The organism is Thalassotalea atypica, assembly GCF_030295975.1.
GTDB lineage: Bacteria > Pseudomonadota > Gammaproteobacteria > Enterobacterales > Alteromonadaceae > Thalassotalea_F > Thalassotalea_F atypica.
In genome coordinates, this window is the sequence record NZ_AP027364.1 from 1 (window position 1) to 20675 (window position 20675).

The 20675-nt window shown below is 40.1% G+C and carries 16 protein-coding genes; 10 read left to right on the forward strand and 6 right to left on the reverse strand.

All coding sequences use genetic code 11. The features are described from left to right. The first annotated feature begins 175 nt into the window (after window positions 1–175). The 6 genes from dnaA (at window position 176) to glyS (ending at window position 9336) form a co-directional block, all read left to right on the forward strand. On the forward strand, window positions 176–1537 hold the full coding sequence (dnaA, locus tag QUE03_RS00005; protein WP_286263840.1) for a chromosomal replication initiator protein DnaA: 1362 nt from the start codon (window positions 176–178) through the stop codon (window positions 1535–1537). Between the two features lie 32 nt (window positions 1538–1569). Then, window positions 1570–2673 (forward strand): DNA polymerase III subunit beta, encoded by a 1104-nt coding sequence (gene dnaN, locus QUE03_RS00010; RefSeq protein WP_286263844.1) that lies wholly within the window; start codon window positions 1570–1572, stop codon window positions 2671–2673. After that, complete coding sequence (gene recF, locus QUE03_RS00015) at window positions 2673–3764, forward strand: DNA replication/repair protein RecF (protein WP_286263846.1); 1092 nt, start codon at window positions 2673–2675, stop codon at window positions 3762–3764. The genes dnaN and recF overlap by 1 nt, the downstream gene beginning before the upstream one ends. Window positions 3765–3767: 3 nt before the next feature. Continuing rightward, window positions 3768–6206, forward strand: coding sequence for a DNA topoisomerase (ATP-hydrolyzing) subunit B (gene gyrB, locus QUE03_RS00020; protein WP_286263848.1), 2439 nt, complete (start codon window positions 3768–3770; stop codon window positions 6204–6206). 143 nt (window positions 6207–6349) lie between these two features. Next, complete coding sequence (gene glyQ, locus QUE03_RS00025) at window positions 6350–7270, forward strand: glycine--tRNA ligase subunit alpha (RefSeq protein WP_286267931.1); 921 nt, start codon at window positions 6350–6352, stop codon at window positions 7268–7270. Continuing rightward, window positions 7270–9336 carry a glycine--tRNA ligase subunit beta gene (gene glyS / locus QUE03_RS00030; RefSeq protein WP_286263851.1) on the forward strand — a complete coding sequence of 689 codons (2067 nt, stop codon included), beginning with the start codon at window positions 7270–7272 and terminating at the stop codon, window positions 9334–9336. Before glyQ ends, glyS begins: the two co-directional genes overlap by 1 nt. Before the next feature lie 30 nt (window positions 9337–9366). On the opposite strand, the gene tusA is transcribed toward glyS, so the two are convergent. Beyond that, a complete protein-coding gene (gene tusA, locus QUE03_RS00035; RefSeq protein ID WP_286263854.1) occupies window positions 9367–9618 on the reverse strand; it encodes a sulfurtransferase TusA in 252 nt (83 codons plus the stop codon). A gap of 203 nt (window positions 9619–9821) precedes the next feature. Here tusA and QUE03_RS00040 point away from each other — a divergent pair, with 203 nt between their 5' ends. The 4 genes from QUE03_RS00040 to QUE03_RS00055 all read left to right on the forward strand — a co-directional run bounded on the left by QUE03_RS00040 (window position 9822) and on the right by QUE03_RS00055 (window position 15303). Further along, window positions 9822–11744: a transglycosylase SLT domain-containing protein gene (locus tag QUE03_RS00040; RefSeq protein WP_286263857.1), complete on the forward strand. Its 1923-nt coding sequence runs from the start codon at window positions 9822–9824 to the stop codon at window positions 11742–11744. A gap of 126 nt (window positions 11745–11870) precedes the next feature. Further along, window positions 11871–13190, forward strand: coding sequence for a Xaa-Pro dipeptidase (gene pepQ, locus QUE03_RS00045; protein WP_286263861.1), 1320 nt, complete (start codon window positions 11871–11873; stop codon window positions 13188–13190). Then, window positions 13191–13808 (forward strand): YigZ family protein, encoded by a 618-nt coding sequence (locus QUE03_RS00050; protein WP_286263864.1) that lies wholly within the window; start codon window positions 13191–13193, stop codon window positions 13806–13808. Window positions 13809–13851: 43 nt separating this feature from the next. Continuing rightward, window positions 13852–15303: a TrkH family potassium uptake protein gene (locus tag QUE03_RS00055; RefSeq protein ID WP_286263867.1), complete on the forward strand. Its 1452-nt coding sequence runs from the start codon at window positions 13852–13854 to the stop codon at window positions 15301–15303. A gap of 9 nt (window positions 15304–15312) precedes the next feature. On the opposite strand, the gene QUE03_RS00060 is transcribed toward QUE03_RS00055, so the two are convergent. From QUE03_RS00060 to def, 5 genes are all read right to left on the reverse strand, one after another. Beyond that, window positions 15313–16275, reverse strand: a complete 963-nt coding sequence (locus QUE03_RS00060; protein ID WP_286263871.1) for an SEL1-like repeat protein — start codon at window positions 16273–16275, stop codon at window positions 15313–15315. Between the two features lie 157 nt (window positions 16276–16432). Then, window positions 16433–17809, reverse strand: a complete 1377-nt coding sequence (gene trkA, locus QUE03_RS00065; RefSeq protein ID WP_286263874.1) for a Trk system potassium transporter TrkA — start codon at window positions 17807–17809, stop codon at window positions 16433–16435. Between the two features lie 41 nt (window positions 17810–17850). Beyond that, window positions 17851–19140 carry a 16S rRNA (cytosine(967)-C(5))-methyltransferase RsmB gene (rsmB, locus tag QUE03_RS00070; protein WP_286263875.1) on the reverse strand — a complete coding sequence of 430 codons (1290 nt, stop codon included), beginning with the start codon at window positions 19138–19140 and terminating at the stop codon, window positions 17851–17853. Then, window positions 19125–20102 (reverse strand): methionyl-tRNA formyltransferase, encoded by a 978-nt coding sequence (gene fmt, locus QUE03_RS00075; RefSeq protein ID WP_286263879.1) that lies wholly within the window; start codon window positions 20100–20102, stop codon window positions 19125–19127. The genes rsmB and fmt overlap by 16 nt, the downstream gene beginning before the upstream one ends. A gap of 16 nt (window positions 20103–20118) precedes the next feature. Next, entirely contained in the window at window positions 20119–20637 is a 519-nt protein-coding gene (gene def / locus QUE03_RS00080; protein ID WP_286263881.1) for a peptide deformylase, read from the reverse strand. Window positions 20638–20675: the final 38 nt, after the last annotated feature.

Here is a 20675-nt window from a genome sequence, read left to right on the forward strand (position 1 = left end):
TAAGGCTTATGTCCTATTTTTTGTTTATATAACCTGTGTGATCGGTATTGCACTTGTGGATAACTCTAGAGATAATGGGGAGATATAAAAAATAATTATGTAATCCTGTCTTAGTAGCAAATCATAAAGATCGTTTTTCCTAATAGCGTTACCGACAGTTTTTTCAGGAGTTTTGGTGGATCATTCACTTTGGCATCGATGCCTATCAGTTTTGCAAGAAGAATTACCAGCTCAGCATTTTAATATGTGGATCAGACCATTGCAGTCTGAGTTTGAGGACAATATTTTAACGTTATATGCACCTAATCGGTTTGTTCTTGACTGGGTTAGAGATAAGTATGTTAATAGAATTAGTGAATTAGTTACTTTGCAAGATACATCTAATCCTCCGTTATTAAGGTTCGACGTTGGCAGTAAACCTGTTGCGACCAATGTTAATAGATCGGTTGATAGTGTTCTTTCGCCACCACAAGCTGTACCTAAGCCAAAACATGTCCCTGAAAGTAATATTCCAAAAACTACAAATGTAAGAAATAAATATACGTTTGATAATTTTGTTGAAGGTAAATCGAATCAACTCGCTAGGGCGGCTGCTTCACAAGTTTCTGACAACCCAGGTACAGCGTATAACCCTTTATTTATTTATGGCGGTACCGGGTTAGGTAAAACCCATCTTCTTCACGCTGTAGGTAATGGTATTCTATTAAATAATCCTAAGGCAAAAATTGCTTATATGCATTCAGAGCGCTTTGTGCAGGATATGGTTAAAGCGCTTCAAAATAATGCGATCGAGAAATTTAAGCAGTATTACCGCTCTGTTGATGCATTACTTATTGATGATATTCAGTTTTTTGCCAACAAAGAACGTACACAAGAAGAGTTTTTTCATACCTTTAATGCGCTATTAGAAGGAAACCAACAGATCATTTTAACTAGTGATCGTTACCCTAAAGAAATAGATGGCGTAGAGGATCGTTTAAAATCTCGGTTTGGTTGGGGATTGACCATTGCTATCGAACCACCCGAATTAGAAACGCGTGTTGCGATCCTTAAAAAGAAAGCTCAGGAAAATCAAATTAACCTTGCTGATGAAGTTGCCTTTTTTATTGCTAAACGTCTGCGCTCAAATGTGAGAGAATTAGAAGGCGCATTAAACCGCGTTATTGCCAATGCCAATTTCACGGGTAGAGCAATAACTATAGACTTTGTTAGGGAGGCCTTGCGCGATTTATTAGCGCTGCAAGATAAGCTTGTTACTATAGATAATATTCAGAAAACAGTTGCTGAATATTATAAAATCAAGATAGCTGATCTATTGTCAAAGCGTCGCAGCCGATCTGTAGCTAGACCTAGGCAAATTGCGATGGCATTATCTAAGGAGCTGACTAATCATAGTTTACCTGAAATTGGTGATGCTTTTGGTGGTCGCGACCATACAACGGTATTACACGCTTGTAGAAAAGTAAAAGATTTGCGTGAAGAAACGCATGATATAAAAGAAGATTACTCAAATTTAATAAGAACATTATCGTCCTAGTAGGCTTTTAAATCATAAGTAGGTTAATAAGAATGAAGTTTTCGTTAAGCAGGGAATTATTGTTGAAGCCACTTTTATTGGTTTCAGGTGCGGTAGAGCGTAAGAGTACGTTGCCTATTTTAAGTAACATACTCTTAGAGGTTAGTGGGCAGTCACTAACTTTAACAGCGACTGATTTAGAACTTGAGATGGTTTCTCATACTCAAATTGATAATCAAGGCGATGATGGGAAAATAACTATTCCTGCGAAAAAATTACTTGATATATGTAAGAGCTTACCGGAAGACTCTATTCTTACTTTTGAATTAATCGGTGAGTCGATTAAAATTAGTACGGGCCGAAGCAAATATTCTTTAGTCACATTATCTGCTACTGACTTTCCAAACATTGAAGAATGGAAAGGAGATGTAGAGTTTAGGCTTAATAAGTCAGAATTGCTACGCCTAATAGAAAGCACACATTTCTCTATGGCCAATCAAGACGTACGCTATTACTTAAATGGCATGTCTGTTGAAACTGAAGGTAATGAAATACGTTCGGTAGCTACTGATGGCCATCGTCTTGCAATATGTAAAATTTCTAATGAACAATTAAGTTTGCCTGCTCGACAAGTTATTGTACCTCGTAAAGGCATCTTGGAAATCATTAGACTGCTCGATCCTGTTGATGAAGAAATACAAGTGTTCTTAGGTTCAAATCATATTCGAATTATTGACACTGAGTTCTCGTTTACTAGCAAATTAGTGGATGGTCGGTTCCCAGATTACAGACGTGTATTGCCACGTAATGGGGACAAAGTTCTTGAGACAAATAAGGATGAATTGCGTCAAGTGTTGTCTCGCGCTTCAATTCTGTCGAACGAGAAGTTCAAAGGTGTACGATTAAACTTTGCAGAGGGTGATTTGAAAATCACTGCCAATAACCCTGAGCAGGAACAAGCAGAAGAAACTATTGATATAAATTTTCCATATGAAGAACTAGAAATCGGTTTTAACGTTAGTTATGTATTAGATGTTTTAAATGCGATTAGAGACACAAATGTAAAATTCACATTAGCAGATGCAAATAGCAGTGTCGTTATTGAAGGTAGTGATGCAGGCGAAGCCTTGTATGTTGTTATGCCTATGCGTTTATAATGGCTTTAGAGCGCTTATACACAAAGAATTTCAGAAATTTGAATGAACAAGCTATTGATTTTAATAGTGAATTGAATTTTATTATCGGTGATAACGGTAGTGGTAAAAGCAGTTTGCTTGAAGCATTATTTTTTATTGGTCATGGTAAATCATTCAGAACGACTAAATCAGATAATTTGGTCACAATAGGAAAAGATGTTTTTTTTGTTAACACTAAGGATTCAGAAGGTAATACCTTAGGTGTTAGTAAGCAAGTAAGTGAAGCCGCTTTTTCTATTAAAATTAACGGGGAGAAAAGGCATAGGCTGTCAGAGCTTGCAAAAACGCTAGCAATTCAAGTTATAACACCAGAGAGCTTTAAGTTATTTTTTGGTGGAGCAAAAGAGAGACGCAAATTTTTGGATTTAGGATTGTTTCACGTGGAACATTCGTTTCAACAATATTGGAAGACATTTTCCAAATTACTGAAACAAAGAAATGCATGTTTGCGAAATCAAGACCAAAATGAGCATATTGCATATTGGACGGAACAATTTTGTATAGCTTCGATTCATCTAAATGAATTTAGGTCTCAATATTCTCAACAACTGAAAGTTGAATTATCCAAATGGCTTAAAATACTTTTACCTAAAGTAAGCGATAGTATTGAAATTCAGTATTATCGAGGTTGGAATCAAAAGAAAAGTTTGGCTGAGGTATTGGACGAGGCAAGAGACAAAGAGTTGAAGCAGGGGTATTCGCAAGCAGGGCCTCAAAAATTCGATTTTAGATTTTTAATTGAAAAACAACCTTTAGACTTAAAGTTGTCTAGAGGACAACAGAAGTTGTTTTTATTGGCGTTAACTTTTGCACAAAGCAAATTGATGAAACGAGTAACACCAGTAAAACCAATTTTACTTATTGATGATGTAGGGGCAGAGCTAGATGATATATCAAGAACTCTACTTGCAACGTCAATCAAAGAATTGGGGTGTCAAGTTGTAATGACTGCTATCGATGTTGCAGCATTGGAACCGATGATTTTAGAAGACAACAACTATAAAATGTTTCACGTGGAACATGGTGAAATATCAGAGACAAATAGGCTATAAGCTATGACAGTAGAAAATGAATATGGTTCTTCCAGTATCAAAGTACTGAAGGGTTTGGACGCAGTACGCAAGAGACCAGGCATGTACATCGGCGATACAGATGATGGCACAGGCCTACATCATATGGTATTTGAGGTACTAGATAACTCAATAGATGAAGCTTTAGCCGGACATTGTAGTGATATTGTTGTAACTATCCATCTTGATGGTTCAGTATCGGTGAAAGATGATGGACGTGGTATTCCAACAGAAATTCACCCCGAAGAAGGAGTTTCAGCGGCTGAAGTTATCATGACAGTACTTCATGCGGGTGGTAAATTTGGTGGAGAAGACTCGGGATATAAAGTTTCTGGTGGTCTACATGGCGTAGGTATCTCAGTAGTAAACGCACTAAGTGAAAAACTGACTTTAACTATCCGTCGTGATGGTAAACTATTTGAACAAGACTATAGTATGGGTGAACCTGTTGCTCCACTTGCTGAAATAGGTAAGAGTGATAAAACTGGTACACAAGTACGTTTTTGGCCCAGTGCAGAAACATTCTCTGATGTTGTGTTTCATTACGACATTCTTGTTAAGCGTATTCGAGAATTATCATTTCTTAACTCTGGTGTATCGATCAAATTAGTCGACGAACGAGAAGAAGGTAAGGGTGAGCATTTTCATTACGAAGGTGGTATTCAGGCATTCGTTGATTACTTAAATACCAACAAGACACCTGTTAACGAAGAAATTTTCTATTTCGATTTAGCGAGAGAAGATGGGATTGTAGTCGAAGTTGCTATGCAGTGGAATGATGGCTTCCAAGAAAATATATTCTGTTTCACCAACAACATCCCACAGCGTGATGGTGGAACTCATTTAAGTGGTTTTAGAACAGCGTTAACTAGAACATTGAATTCTTATATGGTTAAAGAAGGCCTAAATAAAAGTAAAAAAGGCGCGGAAACAAATGCATCAGGTGATGATGCTCGCGAAGGATTAACGGCTGTAATATCAGTTAAAGTACCTGATCCTAAATTTTCTTCTCAAACAAAAGACAAGTTAGTATCTTCTGAAGTTAAGACTGCTGTCGAACAAGCAATGGGCGAAAAACTTGGTGAATATCTACTAGAAAATCCTGGTACGGCTAAAACCATTTTAATGAAAATCATCGATGCCGCCAGAGCTCGTGAAGCAGCGCGAAAAGCTCGTGAGATGACACGAAGAAAAGGCGCTTTAGACATCGCTGGTTTACCAGGTAAACTTGCAGATTGCCAGGAAAAAGATCCCGCACTATCCGAACTATATATAGTGGAGGGTGATTCCGCTGGTGGCTCTGCAAAGCAGGGACGAAATCGTAAAAACCAAGCAATTTTGCCACTGAAAGGTAAAATACTTAACGTTGAAAAAGCACGCTTTGATAAGATGATATCTTCTCAAGAGGTTGGCACTTTAATCACAGCGTTAGGTACTGGTATTGGTCGGGATGAATATGATCCTGAAAAGCTTCGTTATCACAGCATTATTATCATGACCGATGCCGATGTCGATGGTTCACACATCCGAACATTACTGCTCACTTTCTTCTACCGTCAAATGCCTGAAATTATGGAACGTGGTCATATTTTTATTGCACAGCCTCCACTTTATAAAGTGAAAAAAGGTAAGCAAGAAAGATACATCAAAGACGATGAAGCACTAACTGAATACTTAACTACACTAGCCCTAGAAAACGCTGAAATTCATGTCAATGAATCTGCACCAGCTATTTCAGAAGTAGGTTTAGAGCAATTAGTAAATCAATTCCGTAATACAATGGCAACGATTGCTCGCGTATCCCGTCAAATTCCTGGAGACATTTTAGAAAAAATGGTCTACAGCAATGTAATAGAAAAAGCAGATTTTAGCGATCAATCTAAAGTAGAAGTTTGGAATACTAATTTGCTAAATCAATTAGATAACCAAGATGGTAACGGCTCTATCTATACAGCAAAGGTAAAACATGACGAAGAGCGCAACGTATATTATCCGTGCTTCAACGTTAGACAACATGGTATCGATAAAGAATACCGTTGTGATTGGGAGTTCATCCAATCGAAAGAGTTCACCGCTATTATGGAATTAAATAAAGCAATTAACGGCCTTATGGAAGAAGGTGCATATGTTAAACGTGGAGAGAAGATTAACCATATCGAATCTTTTGAAGAAGCGTTAAATTGGTTAATGGCTGAATCTAAACGAGGACAATACATCCAACGCTATAAAGGTCTAGGTGAGATGAACCCTGACCAACTTTGGGAAACTACAATGGATCCAGAAACGCGTCGAATGCTTAAAGTAACTATTGAAGATGCTATTGCAGCAGACCAATTATTCAATACGTTAATGGGCGATCATGTAGAGCCAAGAAGAAACTTCATTGAAGAGAACGCGTTGAATGTGTCTAACTTGGATGTCTAGTTAAACCAGCAAGAATAAATATGCCCGGTTATCAAATCGGGCTTTTTTATTATTAAATCGTCTAAGAGAAATGTTCTACTTTTACAATTGCTCTTAGCTTAATGACTATACTGTGCACCTTAAAGGTGCCAAAGATGAAAATTATGAATACCTTTGATATTAAAACTTTCCAGGGACTGATTCTTCAGTTACAAGATTACTGGTCTCGCCAAGGCTGTGTCATTATCCAACCACTTGATTTAGAAGTAGGGGCTGGTACATTCCATCCTATGACCTTTCTTCGAGCTGTTGGTCCAGAGCCAATGAGCAGTGCCTATGTTCAACCGTGTCGCCGTCCTACTGATGGTCGTTATGGTGAAAACCCAAACCGTTTGCAACATTACTATCAGTTCCAAGTAATGTTAAAACCATCACCTAAAGATATTCAAGAGTTATACCTTAACTCATTGAAAGAATTAGGTATTGATACATTAGTACATGATATCCGCTTTGTAGAAGACAATTGGGAATCACCAACATTAGGTGCTTGGGGACTAGGCTGGGAAGTTTGGTTAGACGGTATGGAAGTAACACAATTTACCTATTTCCAACAAGTAGGTGGCTTAGAATGCGCCCCTGTGACTGGTGAAATCACGTATGGTTTAGAACGTTTGGCTATGTACATCCAAAACGTTGACAGCATTTACGATCTGGTATGGACAGATGGTCCAATGGGTAAAGTTCTTTATCGTGATGTTTTTCATCAGAATGAAGTTGAGCAATCCACTTATAATTTTGAACACGCAGACGTTGATGCGCTATTTGCCCAGTTTGACCAATGTGAAAAAGACAGCGAAAAGTTAATTGAAGCAGGTTTACCACTACCAGCATATGAACAAGTCATGAAAGCGTCACATGCTTTTAACTTACTAGATGCAAGACATGCTATTTCTGTAACTGAACGTCAACGTTACATTTTACGAGTAAGGGCTTTATCAAAAGCCTGTGCAGAAGCCTACTATACAGTACGAGAAGAGCTAGGCTTTCCTCTTTGTAAGAATAACGCTCAGCAAGGGGACAAATAATGATTACAGATACTCTCCTGATTGAACTAGGTACAGAAGAGCTACCACCAAAATCTCTAAAAACATTAACGTTGAGCTTTCATGATCAAATAAAAGCACAGCTCGTTAAAGCAAACTTGACTTTCTCTTCAATCAAATGGTTTGCCTCTCCACGACGCTTCGCCGTAGTCATTGATGACTTACAAGCTAGGCAGGAAGATAAGACTGTTGAAAAACGCGGACCTTCAGTATCTGTCGCGTTTGACGGTGAAGGCAATGCTACTAAAGCTGCTGAAGGTTGGGCTCGATCCAATGGTATTACAGTTGCTGAAGCCGATCGTCTTAAAACCGACAAAGGCGAATGGTTACTGTATCAGGCAACTGAGAAAGGCCAGCACATTAGCACATTGATTCCTGATATGGTCAACTATGCTATTTCTAAGTTACCTATTCCAAAACCTATGCGATGGGGCGCTGAACGTGTTCAGTTCATACGTCCTGTGCACACGCTTACGATGATGTATGGAAGTGAAGTAATTGCAGGTGAAGCCTTAGGTATACAAGCAAGTGATCAACTACAAGGTCATCGTTTTCATTCACAAGGGCTTATTACACTATCGCACGCAGATAAATACCTTGAAACGCTAAAATCAGCCTATGTGATGGCCGATTTCGAGCTGCGTCAGCAAACCATCGTTGATGGTATTAATAAAGCTGCGGCTCAGATAGAAGCAGTTGCCTTAATCGATGATGATTTACTAAACGAAGTAACAGCATTAGTAGAGTGGCCAGTGATTTTAATCGGTAGCTTTGACGAAGCTTTCTTGAATGTACCGGCGGAGCCATTGATTTATTCAATGAAAGATCACCAGAAGTACTTCCCTGTAAATGACAAAGACGGCAACTTAATCAATAAGTTTATTTTTGTAACAAATATTGAGAGTAAAGATCCTAAGCAAGTCGTTTTTGGTAACGAAAAGGTTATTCGTCCAAGATTAGCTGATGCAGAATTTTTCTTTAAAACAGATAAAAAACAAACACTTGAATCTAGACTGCTCGGTTTGGAGTCTGTCCTATTTCAGAAACAACTCGGTACTTTGAAAGATAAATCAGAGCGCATAGCGGGCTTGAGTGGCCATATTGCCAATAAAATTGGTGAGCAACATGATGATGCTTACCGTGCGGGCTTACTGTGTAAAACAGATCTAATTTCTGAAATGGTTATTGAGTTTCCACAGGTGCAGGGCACCATGGGTAAATATTATGCTCAGCATGATGGTGAATCGCCAGCAATAGCACAGGCATTGGAAGATCAATATCGACCACGTTTTGCCGGAGATGCGTTGCCAGAGGCAAATATTGGTTGTGCGGTAGCTATTGCCGATAAGATTGACACATTAGTGGGTATTTTTGGAATTGGCCAAGCACCCAAAGGTGATAAAGACCCGTTTGCATTACGTCGTGCGGCGATTGGCGTTATTCGTATCATTATTGAAAAGCAATTATCGCTAGATATTGCGGATTTAGTCGAGCGCAGCAAAACCTTGTTTGGCGATAAGTTGACCAATGAAAACACTTCTAAAGATGTCATTGATTTTGTCATGGGGCGCTTTAGAGCATTCTATGAAGAGCAATCTATTTCAGTTGATGTCATTCAGGCAGTGCTTGTAAATAAGCCAACAGCACCACTAGATTTTGAAAAACGTATTAAAGCCGTTAGTCACTTCAAAAATTTATCAGAAGCGGCTACATTAGCTGCAGCTAACAAGCGTGTGGGCAATATATTGGCTAAATTTGATGGCCAGTTATATGACTCGTTCAATAGTGAACTTGCACAAGAAAATGCTGAAACGGTATTGGCTGACGCATTTACAGGTGTTAAGGGGCAGGTCGCTGGCTTTATAGCTGATGCAGATTATCAATCTGCATTGACGAGTTTGTCGACGATTAAAGTGGAAGTAGACAATTTCTTTGATCAAGTGATGGTGATGGCTGAAGACGAGCAAGTTAAGATTAATCGCCTAACACTACTTAATGAAATTCGAAATAGCTTTCTAGCGATTGCTGATATCTCACAATTACAGTAATTAAACTTAATGCGCATTAAGAAGGAGGACCTAGTTTCCTCCTTTTTTGATCAAATATAAATAAGGCTTATCAACCGTCTGTTTTGATACTAGCTCATGTTCCATAAACCGACAAAAGCTTGGAATATCTCGAGTCGTGGATGGATCATCAGCACTAACCAGCAAAGTTTGACCGATTTCTATAGACCTGATCGCTTTTCTAACCATCATCACAGGCTCTGGGCATCGTAAGCCAACTGTATCTAGCTGAGCAGAGGCCTTATCAAATGTTTGCTCTACCATAAAAAATCTCAAAAGTTGCTAATTTCGCAGATAGTAACGCACTATGTGTTTTCATGAAAGCGGCACTATTCACTATGTACACCCATCTTCGACGTTAATAACCTGTTTGTGTTATAAATCTGTTAAAGCCGATAGATCAACTTGCGTTCTACGTGTACAGTGAATACTTCTCTAATTCAGTGAAAAATCGTATCTCGCTTTCGATGAAAAAAATAATTTACAAATCACTTTGCCTTTTGATTGTTCTTGTAATTCCAAGCTTTCAAGTATTAGCACAAGAATATAATAATCTACGCAAAACGTTCTTGCAGGCCGAAAAGTATGTTTGGCAAGCCCAAGCTAAAACCTACAAGAGCCTTTACGATCAACTGCACTATTATCCGCTACAACCTTATCTCGATCAGCAGCGACTGATGCACAACATTCGATTATCAGATGCACCTGAAATTGATGCATTTTTACAAAAATATAAGCATTCACCGCTTGATTGGCCGTTGCGAAAAAAGTGGCTAAATTACCTTTCGAAGCACAAACGCAAAGTTCTTTTTCTTGAGCACTTTAAAGCCAATAATAACGCCAAGCTTAATTGCACCTACTTACAATATCAGCTAGATAAAGGGGATGCAGAGTCAACTATTCTTAAACAAGTTAAAAAGTGGTGGTTAGTTGGTAAATCTCAAGACAAAACCTGTGACCCTTTGTTTAAAAAATGGATAGCGGCTGGGCATTTAACCCCAGACTTGGTGTGGCAGCGTATTGCACTAGCTGCAGACGGTGGCAAACATACCTTAATCCCTTACTTAACCAAATTGTTACCACCACACGAGCGTTATCTGGGAAAACTATGGCACTCAGTACGACGTGATCCTGCCAATGTAAGTCGGCTTAATAAGTTTCCAAATAAAAACAACAAAGAAGTGCAAATACTGACTTACGGGTTAAAACGACTTATCTGGCGTGCACCGTCAAATGCATTGAAAGCTTATGAAAATGTAATTGGGGCTTATCCCTTTACAATCCAACAACGTCACGAAATCACCGCTAAATTCGCCATCGCGCTGGCCAGCAAAAATCATTCACAAGCTCAACGTTGGATGGACAAAGTGCCAGCAAACTATTTATCGAAGGACCTTGTCCAATGGCGTTTGGCGCAAACGTTAAAAAGCCAAGATTGGAGAAAAATTCAAGCAGACCTCGAATCATTACCGAAGGAATTACATACAAGTTCGCAGTGGCAATATTGGTATGGTCGTAGCCTTGTTGAAAATGACCAAAGCGTAGAAGGTACAACCGTTCTCGCCAAATTGGCGCAGACTCGTCATTACTACGGCTTTCTAGCTTCAAGTCTCCTGAGTCAACAGGCAAGCTTACAGGATCAGCCGCTGTTGTATACAGATCAGGAAAAACAGGAATTATTAGCTAACCCAGCGGCTAAGAGGGCATTTGAGTTATTTCACCTTGAACGTTTTAGTCATGCCCGAAAAGAGTGGAATTTCTGGCTGAGCCAGCTGACAAAAACAGAAAAATTAATCGCCGCAACGATTGCCTATGAAAAAAGTTGGTTTGACCGACCAATATTTACGTTGGCAAATCAAGGTTACCTAGATGATGTAAGCATGCGTTTCCCGATGGCATATGAAGAAAAATTTCAGCACTATTCTGACAAAGTCAGTATTGATACTGCGTGGGCCATGGCGATTTCTAGACGAGAAAGTTCTTTTATGACGGATGCGTACTCGGGAGCAGGTGCTCGGGGCTTGATGCAAATAATGCCTAATACAGCAAAGCAATTAGAGAGACGGTCGGTATCCAAACGCTACCTGCTCAAAGCGGATAACAACATCAAACTCGGCACTCGTTACTTGAAGCAATTGTCTGATAAATACCAAGGTAATAGAGTTTTGGCGACCGCATCTTATAATGCAGGGCCATATCGTGTGAAAAAATGGCTAACCAAATTAGATGATTTACCTGCTGATATTTGGATCGAGAATATTCCGTTTAAAGAAACAAGAGAATATGTCAAAAGCGTACTGGCCTATCAGCAAATCTACCAATATCACCTTGATGAACAGCAACAATCTGTTTTTAAGGAATTGATCGGCATGCAAATTAAGCAACCTTAAGAAAATAACGGATAAAACCATAGATATTATCAAAGGTCATCTTTAGTTTGCTGACAACTTGGTATAATGTTCGCAATATAAAATAGAACATTAATTGATTACGACATTAACAACAGAGGCGTCATCATGACAACCTTAGCCAATTTATATCCGGCTCATGTACAAGAGCTACAACAAAGAACTAAACAAGTGCTTGCCAGAGAGGGCTTAGATGGACTTGTGATTCATTCAGGACAAGAGATTAAAGTGTTTCTTGATGACTACGGTTATCCATTTAAGGTAAACCCACATTTTAAGCATTGGCTACCTTTGGTCAATATTCCAAACTGTTGGTTAATTGTAAATGGTACAGGAAAACCAACTCTTATTTATTATCAACCTGTAGACTTTTGGCATAAAGTTATCGAACTCGCCGATGATTATTGGAATGAGTTTTTTGATATTCAAGTACTGACCAATGCTGCCGAGGTTGAAAAGTTACTGCCGTATGACAAAAAAGGTTTTGCTTACATCGGCGGTCATATTGAAGTTGCTAAAGCACTGGGTTTTGACACCATAAACCCTGAGCCATTGTTAAACTACGTTCATTATCATCGCGCCTATAAAACAACGTATGAACAAGAGTGTTTACGTCAATCTAATACTATAGCTGTATCAGGCCACAAAGCGGCTCAAGCAGCATTTATGTCTGGCGCTAGTGAGTTTGATATTCAACAAGCGTACCTTAAAGCGACGCACCACACGGATAACGAAACGCCTTACGGAAATATTGTTGCTTTAAATGAAAACGCGTCAATCTTGCATTACACAGCATTAGATCGAGAGCTACCGAAAACACCACGCTCATTCTTAATTGATGCTGGTGCGCAATTTCACGGCTATGCATCAGACATTACTCGAACGTATGCGTTTGAACAAAATCGTTTCGCTGAACTCATCGCTCGCATGGATCAGTTGATGCTTAAGGCTGTTGATGGCTTAAAGCCAGGCAAAAGCTATGTTGACCTGCATATTGAAACATACAAGGAAATAGGTAGCGTGTTGGCAGAATTCGGTTTTATTACTTGCTCAGCGGATACTGCGGTGGAAACAGGAATAATATCAACTTTCTTCCCTCATGGTTTAGGTCATCACCTTGGATTACAGACCCATGATGTGGGTGGATTTATGGCTGATGAACGAGGCACTCATATCAACGCGCCAGAGCCGCATGGCTTTTTAAGAACTTCACGTGTTATTGAAGCGAACCAAGTGTTTACCATTGAGCCAGGGCTATATTTTATTGACTCCTTGCTATCGACATTAAAACAGTCAGCGCACGCGAACATGGTGAACTGGCTACTTGTTGATGAAATGCGCCCGTTCGGCGGCATTCGTATTGAAGACAATATTATTGTCCATCAAACTCACAACGAAAATATGACGCGCGACTTAAAACTAGATTAGATGAGCGCGAGCTACCATATAGCGAGTAACGAGGTCATTGAAGAAACCATTGTTACTCGTAGCCGCTTTATTTGCTATTTGTTTCCCTGTGATAGTGCTGGACAAGCCAAGCATCATGTCAAACAACTACAAGCAGAACACCCTCAGGCAAATCACCATTGCTATGCCTTTTTAGCGGGTGCGCCAAACGATAGCCAACTTTATGGATTTTCTGATGATGGAGAACCCTCTGGTACCGCAGGGCGTCCAATGTTGGCGACTTTGCAAGGCAGTGAAATAGGGCAGGTTTGCGCAGTCGTTGTTCGTTATTTTGGCGGTACTAAATTAGGCACAGGCGGCTTGCAACGAGCGTATTCGGCGAGTGTTAGAAATGCCTTAGTACACCTTCAATCCGTAGTCAAAATACCGATGAAATTTCGCACCTTGTCGTGTGAATATCACCAAGTTAATGATGTACTCCATCTCGTAGAGTTAACGCAATCTTCAGTTAACAGCCAAGATTATCAAGAAAAAGTGATATTTGTGTTGGCTATCCCTGAGGATCAACTTAAACTATTTGAACAACAATTGCTTACCTTGTCCGCGGGCCAATTAATTTTGACCAAACAGGATAGCTAAGTAATTCCTTAGTATTTATTTCGACAAGAAGAAAAACTAGCAAGTGCAATATAAAAATATCATTCGCATCTTAGGGTTATTAGTCGCACTACTGAGTGTCACGATGATCCCGCCCGCTTTAGTTTCTCTTATATACCGCGATGGTGGAGGTGTGCCATTCTTACTCGCCTTCTTGTGGTGTTTAATTACCGGCATTTTGTCTTGGTATCCAAATCGAAATGAAAAAGGTGACTTAAGAGCCAGAGAAGGCTTTCTTATTGTCGTACTCTTCTGGGTTGTACTGGCAAGCTTTTCAGCGATTCCGCTCATATTGTCAGATACGCCCAATCTATCCGTTACCGACGCTTTCTTTGAGTCTTTTTCAGGTTTGACTACAACGGGCGCGACAATACTGTCACAAATTGATGGCTTACCTCATGCGGTGCTGTTTTATCGCCAGCAACTCCAATGGCTCGGGGGGATGGGGATTATTGTTTTAGCCGTTGCTGTACTACCGATGTTAGGAATAGGGGGAATGCAACTTTACCGAGCGGAAACCCCTGGGCCTGTTAAAGATTCAAAAATGACACCGCGCATAGCCGATACGGCCAAACATCTTTGGTATATCTATTTAGCGCTAACGGTCTGCTGTGCTACCGGCTATTGGTTAGCAGGGATGAGTGTTTTTGATGCCATTTGTCACTCTTTTTCAACGATAGCAATTGGGGGGTTTTCAACGCATGATGCCAGTATGGGCTATTTTAATAGTCCAGTGATAAACCTAGTTTGTGTTTTTTTCTTGATTATCGCGGGGGTCAATTTTGCTTTGCATTATTCCGTCGTACAAAGTCGTTCAATCAAGAATTATTTTTATGATCCAGAATTCAAAATTTTTATTTTTATTCAAGTAGTGCTCACCCTTATTTGTTTTTCTGTACTCATGTTTCACGGTACGTTTAGTGATGCTGATGTCGCCCTAGACCAGGCGCTATTCCAATCAGTATCTATCAGCACCACTGCCGGATTTGCCACGACGTCTTTTGCTGATTGGCCAACATTGCTACCTATTTTGCTCATTTTTGCCAGTTTTATTGGTGGCTGTGCTGGCAGCACAGGGGGAGGGATGAAAGTTGTTAGGATTATTCTTTTATATCTACAAGGGCTCAGAGAGCTCAACAAACTTGTTCATCCCAAAGCGGTATTTAGTATCAAATTAGGCAATAAAGCGCTGCCTAATCGTGTAATAGAGGCAGTATGGGGCTTTTTCTCTGCTTATGCGGCTGTATTTGTTATTTGTATGTTGTTATTACTGAGTACAGGCATGGATGATATCTCGGCGTTTACCGCCGTTGCCGCTTGTATGAATAATTTAGGCCCAGGTCTTGGTGAAGTTGCAGCAAACTTTTCGTCTATCAGTGACTTTAGTAAGTGGGTATTAATTGTCGCCATGTTATTTGGCCGACTGGAAATATTCACTCTGTTGGTGCTGTTTACGCCAGCGTTCTGGCGCAACTAGCTTATACACTTATTGATCAATCGTTATCTTATTACTGAGTGCTCGGACTTTAATACTGACGCCTGCATTGATCAGCTCTTGATAAAAGGCCACTTCACTGCAGCTAGCAACTTGTTGACAGACAATAACGTATTTTAAAATGGCAGGCTTGTGGCTTTGCAGGGAGGCTTTCATTAGCCAGAAAAGCGCTTGTTCTCGGCTGTTAACAGCTGGACTATCAGTTAAGTACATTTGCGCTAAATTGACTTGTCCCGGAGCAAAATTCAAGTTTGCTGAGCGTTCAAAGGCGTCAAATGCTAGATGTAAATTGTCTTCACGATGTTTCACCTTTAACCATTCAAGCCCTTCAAGGTTTTCTCTTCTGCCGGGTAGGTTAAGTTGTGATTTTTGTTTGACACGAGCCGGGCTGACAAAACTACCAAAAAGCTGATCGCGTATAGGCCTTTTCACCATATAAATTGCTTCTTGTTTGGCCATTGATTTAACCGTTTCATGAGAAAAGTCATATCTCTTGGGTTCAAAATATTTGCCATACCTGAGTTGACCAAAGTGAATACTTTGCTCAATAGCGTGTTGGCTTGTGTAATATAAATTGCCGTAGCGAAACGTTAGTACATTTCCAGTAATGTCGACCAATTTAGCGAGCCTAAAGCGTTGTTCTGGACGAAGAGCTTTAACCAGCAGCCTATAGTCCAAAAAATAGATATCCCCAATTTTGGGGTGAGTAATGTATTGGTTGGTTTGTTGAGTTTCCTGCTTCACTTCTTTCAATGTGTACAAGCTATAGAAAATAATCGTGATTAAGGTTAATACTTTAAGTACTACGGGAACCCAACCTGTTGTCAACGTAGCTTGAATTTTTCTATAAAGGCCAACAAGGTTAAACTCGACAATTAGGTTTTTCGTTGATTTAGCTTTTGGGGTAGAGGCACTATGTGGATAGGGAGAGTCTAATATACCTTTTTGTGTCATTCGCACCATTCCTTTAGCTTATTTCATTCTAATATATCGTGTGACTGAAAAAAGTACAGCTGTTATTTACTAATCATTTCGTACTTTGAACATTAAAGAAGGAAGGTGTATGTATATCGAGTGGGTATTATAGTTTATCCATATCTAAAGAGGGCGATTAAAAGTAAATCGCCCCAACGTGGAACAATTTTTCTACATCAACAATATATTTCTTGTTGACCAAAAATAAAATGACATGATCTTCTTCTCTGATCACGGTATTAGAATGGGCAATTAGCACTTCTTGACCACGAACTATAGCGCCAATGGTAGTGCCTGGTGGTAATTTAATGGATTTGATTTCACGGCCGACTACTTTCGATGAATGTTTATCGCCTTTAGCCACTATTTCAATGGCTTCAGCGGCACCACCACGCAGGCTGTAAACATTATCGATGGAGCCTTTACGGACATGGGTAAGCAGTGCAGAAATGGTTGCATGTTGAGGTGAAATCGCAATGTCGATATTACTACCGTGTACTAAATCTACGTACGCTTCGCGCTGTATGAGTACCATGGTCTTTCTGACACCAAGTTTTTTGGCCAATAACGATGACATGATATTAGCTTCATCATCATTCGTTACCGCGATGAAAACATCAAATTGATCAATATGCTCTTCGAGTAATAATTCCTGATCGGAAGAATCACCCGCGTAAACCAAAGTATTGTTCAAAGACGACTCGAGGTTAGCCGCACGCTCTGGCGAATGCTCTATGAGTTTGACTTGATGGTTGGTTTCTAGAATCCTAGCCAAACCAGCGCCAATATTTCCACCACCTGCAATCATAATTTTTTTGTAAGCAGGCTCAAGTTTTTGCAACTCATTCATTACTGCTCGAATATGGATGCTGGCAGCAATGAAAAAGACCTCATCGTCAGCTTCAATAACGGTAGTGCCTAATGGGCGAATAGGGCGTCCATTTCGGTATATTGCGGCAACTCGGGTGTCAACATTAGGTATGTGTTCTTTTAACGTGGAAAGCGCATGGCCTACTAACAGACCACCGTAATAGGCTTTTACCGCCACTAGGCTGACGCGACCATCGGCAAATTCTAACACTTGCAGTGCACCGGGGTAGTCAATCAGTCGAGCAATATCTCTCGTGACTAGCTGTTCTGGTGCAATAATATGGTCAACGGGAATATCATCGTTATGGAACAGCTTTTCACCAAACTTCAAAATTTGATCAGAGCGAATGCGAGCAATTTTAGTGGGTGTGCTAAAAAGCGAATAGGCAATTTGGCAAGTGATCATGTTCGTCGCATCATCATTGGTAACGGCGATTATCATATCAGCATCGTTTGCGCCTGCGTTGGTCAGTACATCAGGGTGACAACCTTGCCCAGTTACTACTTTGAGGTCGAGTTTGTCCTGCAATTCACGTAATTTCTCATTATCAACATCGACTAAGGTGATTTCGTTTCGTTCACCGACTAAGTTTTCTGCGAGGGTACCGCCGACTTGTCCGGCACCAATGATTATTATTTTCACGCCTTAGTTACACCACTTATTGTCTTAAACAGGCACGTATTTTACGTTGCCGCCTTTTCAAGCTTGGCATAGTAAAATCCATCCATGCCTGATTCACTTGGTAATATTTGCCAGCCCGTTTTACCTTGATATTCAGGAAGTTCAACTAAGCGAGCATCTGTTTGTGATTGCAAAAACTGTTCTATTTGTGCAGAGTTTTCTTGTGGCAAAATACTGCAAGTTGCATATAGCAACGTACCACCGGGTTTTAACAAAGACCACATTTTTCTCAATATATCCGCTTGCAACTGGGCAAGCGCATCAATGTCGTCGGCTTTTCTTAACCATTTAATGTCAGGATGTCTTCTAATAACACCTGTAGCAGAGCAAGGCGCATCTAATAGGATACGATCATACAACCTACCATCCCACCAATTATCAGTTTCTATTGCATCACCGGCGATTAATTTTGCTGATAATTGTAATCGAGTTAAATTTTCCTGTACCCGTGCTAAGCGATTTTCGTCGATATCAAGTGCAGTCATTGAGGCTATATGCGGAGACATTTCTAGCACATGACAAGTTTTACCACCCGGAGCTGCGCAGCAATCTAAAATATGTTCATCTGGCTGTGCGTCGAGTAACCTTGCTGCTTGTTGAGCTGCTGCATCTTGAACTGAAACATCTCCTTGTTCAAAACCGGGTAATCTTAGTACATCTACCGCATGGCCTAATTTAATTGCGCCACTTAGCTCATCAATAGCATCAACGTTTATTTCAATTTCATTTAACTTAGCAAGGAAAGACTCATTGCTAGTATGTAATTGATTGACTCTAAGCCACATTGGTGGCTTTTCTTGATTAGCTGACATAATGCTTGGCCAATCATCATAAGCTGCCTTTAATTTATTAATTAGCCAAGACGGGTGATTGTATATAACAGCATCATTAAGTAAGTTGGTGCTCACTTCGGGTTTTCGCATGTAATTTCTAAGTACAGCATTGATCATGCCTTTAAGATGTTTATTCTTAAGTGCATTGGTAGCGGCAACCGTTTCATTGAGCGCTGCATGATCAGGTATGCGTGTATACTTTAGTTGATAGACGCCAACGAGTAGTAAAAAGTGAAATACCCGCTGTTTACCTTTTAATGGTTTATCAACAAATTGACGTACATGATGCTCAAGCTCTGGTAAATGTCGTAGCACACCATAACAAAGCTCTTGTAACAACGCTTTGTCTTTGCCTTCTACTTTGGCCTGTTGATGAGGTAACTCGTCAGCGATACTTCGGCCTTTATCAATAACCGAAAAACAGCATTTTGCTGCTAATGCTCTTACATTGGCTGACATAATGTACCTGTGATTTGTTGCCCAACAATAAACCAATCACTGCGCCCGTTTAAAATGTCTGCGGCTGACATCGCTTTTTTTCCAGGGAGCTGTAATGACTCTAGTCGGATAGCTTGGTCGCCAGTGCTAACGACAATACCATGCTTATCAGCTTGGATAATGGTACCGGCAGGGGCGGATTGCGCTTCAACGATACTGGCTTGCCAAATACGAATCTTATGTTGCTTTTGGTCGCTATCGGTCAATGTAAATTGCGTTACTGGCCAAGGAATATATGCACGAATTTTACGATCGATGACTTTCGCGGTTAATTGCCAATCAATAGTAGCGTCACTTTTATCCAGTTTTGCTGCATAGGTTGATAAGTCATCTTGCTGTGGCTCCTTAGAATAATCACCAGAGGCCATTTTTGCTAACGTCTCAATTAAAGCTCTCGGACCAAGTGCTGCTAATTTTTCGTACAGGCTGGCGCTGGTATCTTTCGATTCAATCGGACAAGACGCTTTTAAAATCATATCACCGGTATCCAAACCAACATCCATTTGCATTATGGTGACACCTGTTTCTGCGTCACCAGCTTCCAAAGAGCGCTGAATTGGTGCAGCGCCACGCCATAAAGGTAATAAGGAGCCATGAACGTTAATACAACCCAAGCGAGGTGTATCTAAGATAACTTTAGGTAACAATAAACCGTAGGCTACAACGACCATAACGTCTGCGTTATATTGCGCTAATTGATGTTGTGCCTCCTCACTTTTAAAATTGACAGGCTGCTCAACAAATAAATCATGAGCTAAAGCGAGTTGTTTGGTGGCACATGCGGTTAATTTCTTACCGCGACCAGCAGGTTTATCAGGCGGACAATAAACCGCAACAACGTTATGAGGGGAATCGATTAACGCTTGTAAATGCTGCGCGGCAAAATCAGGCGTACCAGCAAATATAATGTTCAGAGGTTGCAAAGTGTTTTCCTAGTGATTAAGAGCCGTTGGCTTTAGCAAGTCGAGCTTCTTTTTCAAGCTTGGTTTTAATACGCTGGCGCTTAAGAGGCGATAAATAGTCGATAAACAAAATACCTGCTAAATGATCTAATTCATGCTGAATACAGATACTTAAAAGCTCATCACCATCACGAGTAAATTCGTTGCCATTATAATCAAGTGCTCTAACGGTGACTGTTTCATGACGAGTCACTTTCGCATAGTTACCAGGAACAGATAAACAACCTTCCTCATTGATAAAGGTTTTCTCACTCATCGCGATAATTTCAGGGTTAATTAAAACGATAGGGTCTTCTTTGTCTTCACTGACATCGATTACAACAATGCGCTGATGAATATTAACTTGGGTTGCGGCTAAGCCAACGCCATTTTCGTCGTACATGGTTTCAAACATGTCATCAACAATTTTTCGAATTGCATCAGAGACTTCGGTGACTTCGGCTGCTTTTGTTCTCAATCTTTCGTCAGGAAAGCGTAAAACGGATAAAATGGTCATAATTATTACAAAAAAATAGCGATAATGAATCTAGAATG

Bases quoted from the DNA above. Each gene is read 5' to 3' on its own strand.
- dnaN (WP_286263844.1), top strand. From the start codon at position 1,570: ATGAAGTTTTCGTTAAGCAGGGAATTATTGTTGAAGCCACTTTTATTG.
- recF (WP_286263846.1), top strand. From the start codon at position 2,673: ATGGCTTTAGAGCGCTTATACACAAAGAATTTCAGAAATTTGAATGAA.
- gyrB (WP_286263848.1), top strand. From the start codon at position 3,768: ATGACAGTAGAAAATGAATATGGTTCTTCCAGTATCAAAGTACTGAAG.
- glyQ (WP_286267931.1), top strand. From the start codon at position 6,350: ATGAATACCTTTGATATTAAAACTTTCCAGGGACTGATTCTTCAGTTA.
- glyS (WP_286263851.1), top strand. From the start codon at position 7,270: ATGATTACAGATACTCTCCTGATTGAACTAGGTACAGAAGAGCTACCA.
- tusA (WP_286263854.1), bottom strand. From the start codon at position 9,618: ATGGTAGAGCAAACATTTGATAAGGCCTCTGCTCAGCTAGATACAGTT.
- QUE03_RS00040 (WP_286263857.1), top strand. From the start codon at position 9,822: ATGAAAAAAATAATTTACAAATCACTTTGCCTTTTGATTGTTCTTGTA.
- pepQ (WP_286263861.1), top strand. From the start codon at position 11,871: ATGACAACCTTAGCCAATTTATATCCGGCTCATGTACAAGAGCTACAA.
- QUE03_RS00050 (WP_286263864.1), top strand. From the start codon at position 13,191: ATGAGCGCGAGCTACCATATAGCGAGTAACGAGGTCATTGAAGAAACC.
- QUE03_RS00060 (WP_286263871.1), bottom strand. From the start codon at position 16,275: ATGACACAAAAAGGTATATTAGACTCTCCCTATCCACATAGTGCCTCT.
- rsmB (WP_286263875.1), bottom strand. From the start codon at position 19,140: ATGTCAGCCAATGTAAGAGCATTAGCAGCAAAATGCTGTTTTTCGGTT.
- def (WP_286263881.1), bottom strand. From the start codon at position 20,637: ATGACCATTTTATCCGTTTTACGCTTTCCTGACGAAAGATTGAGAACA.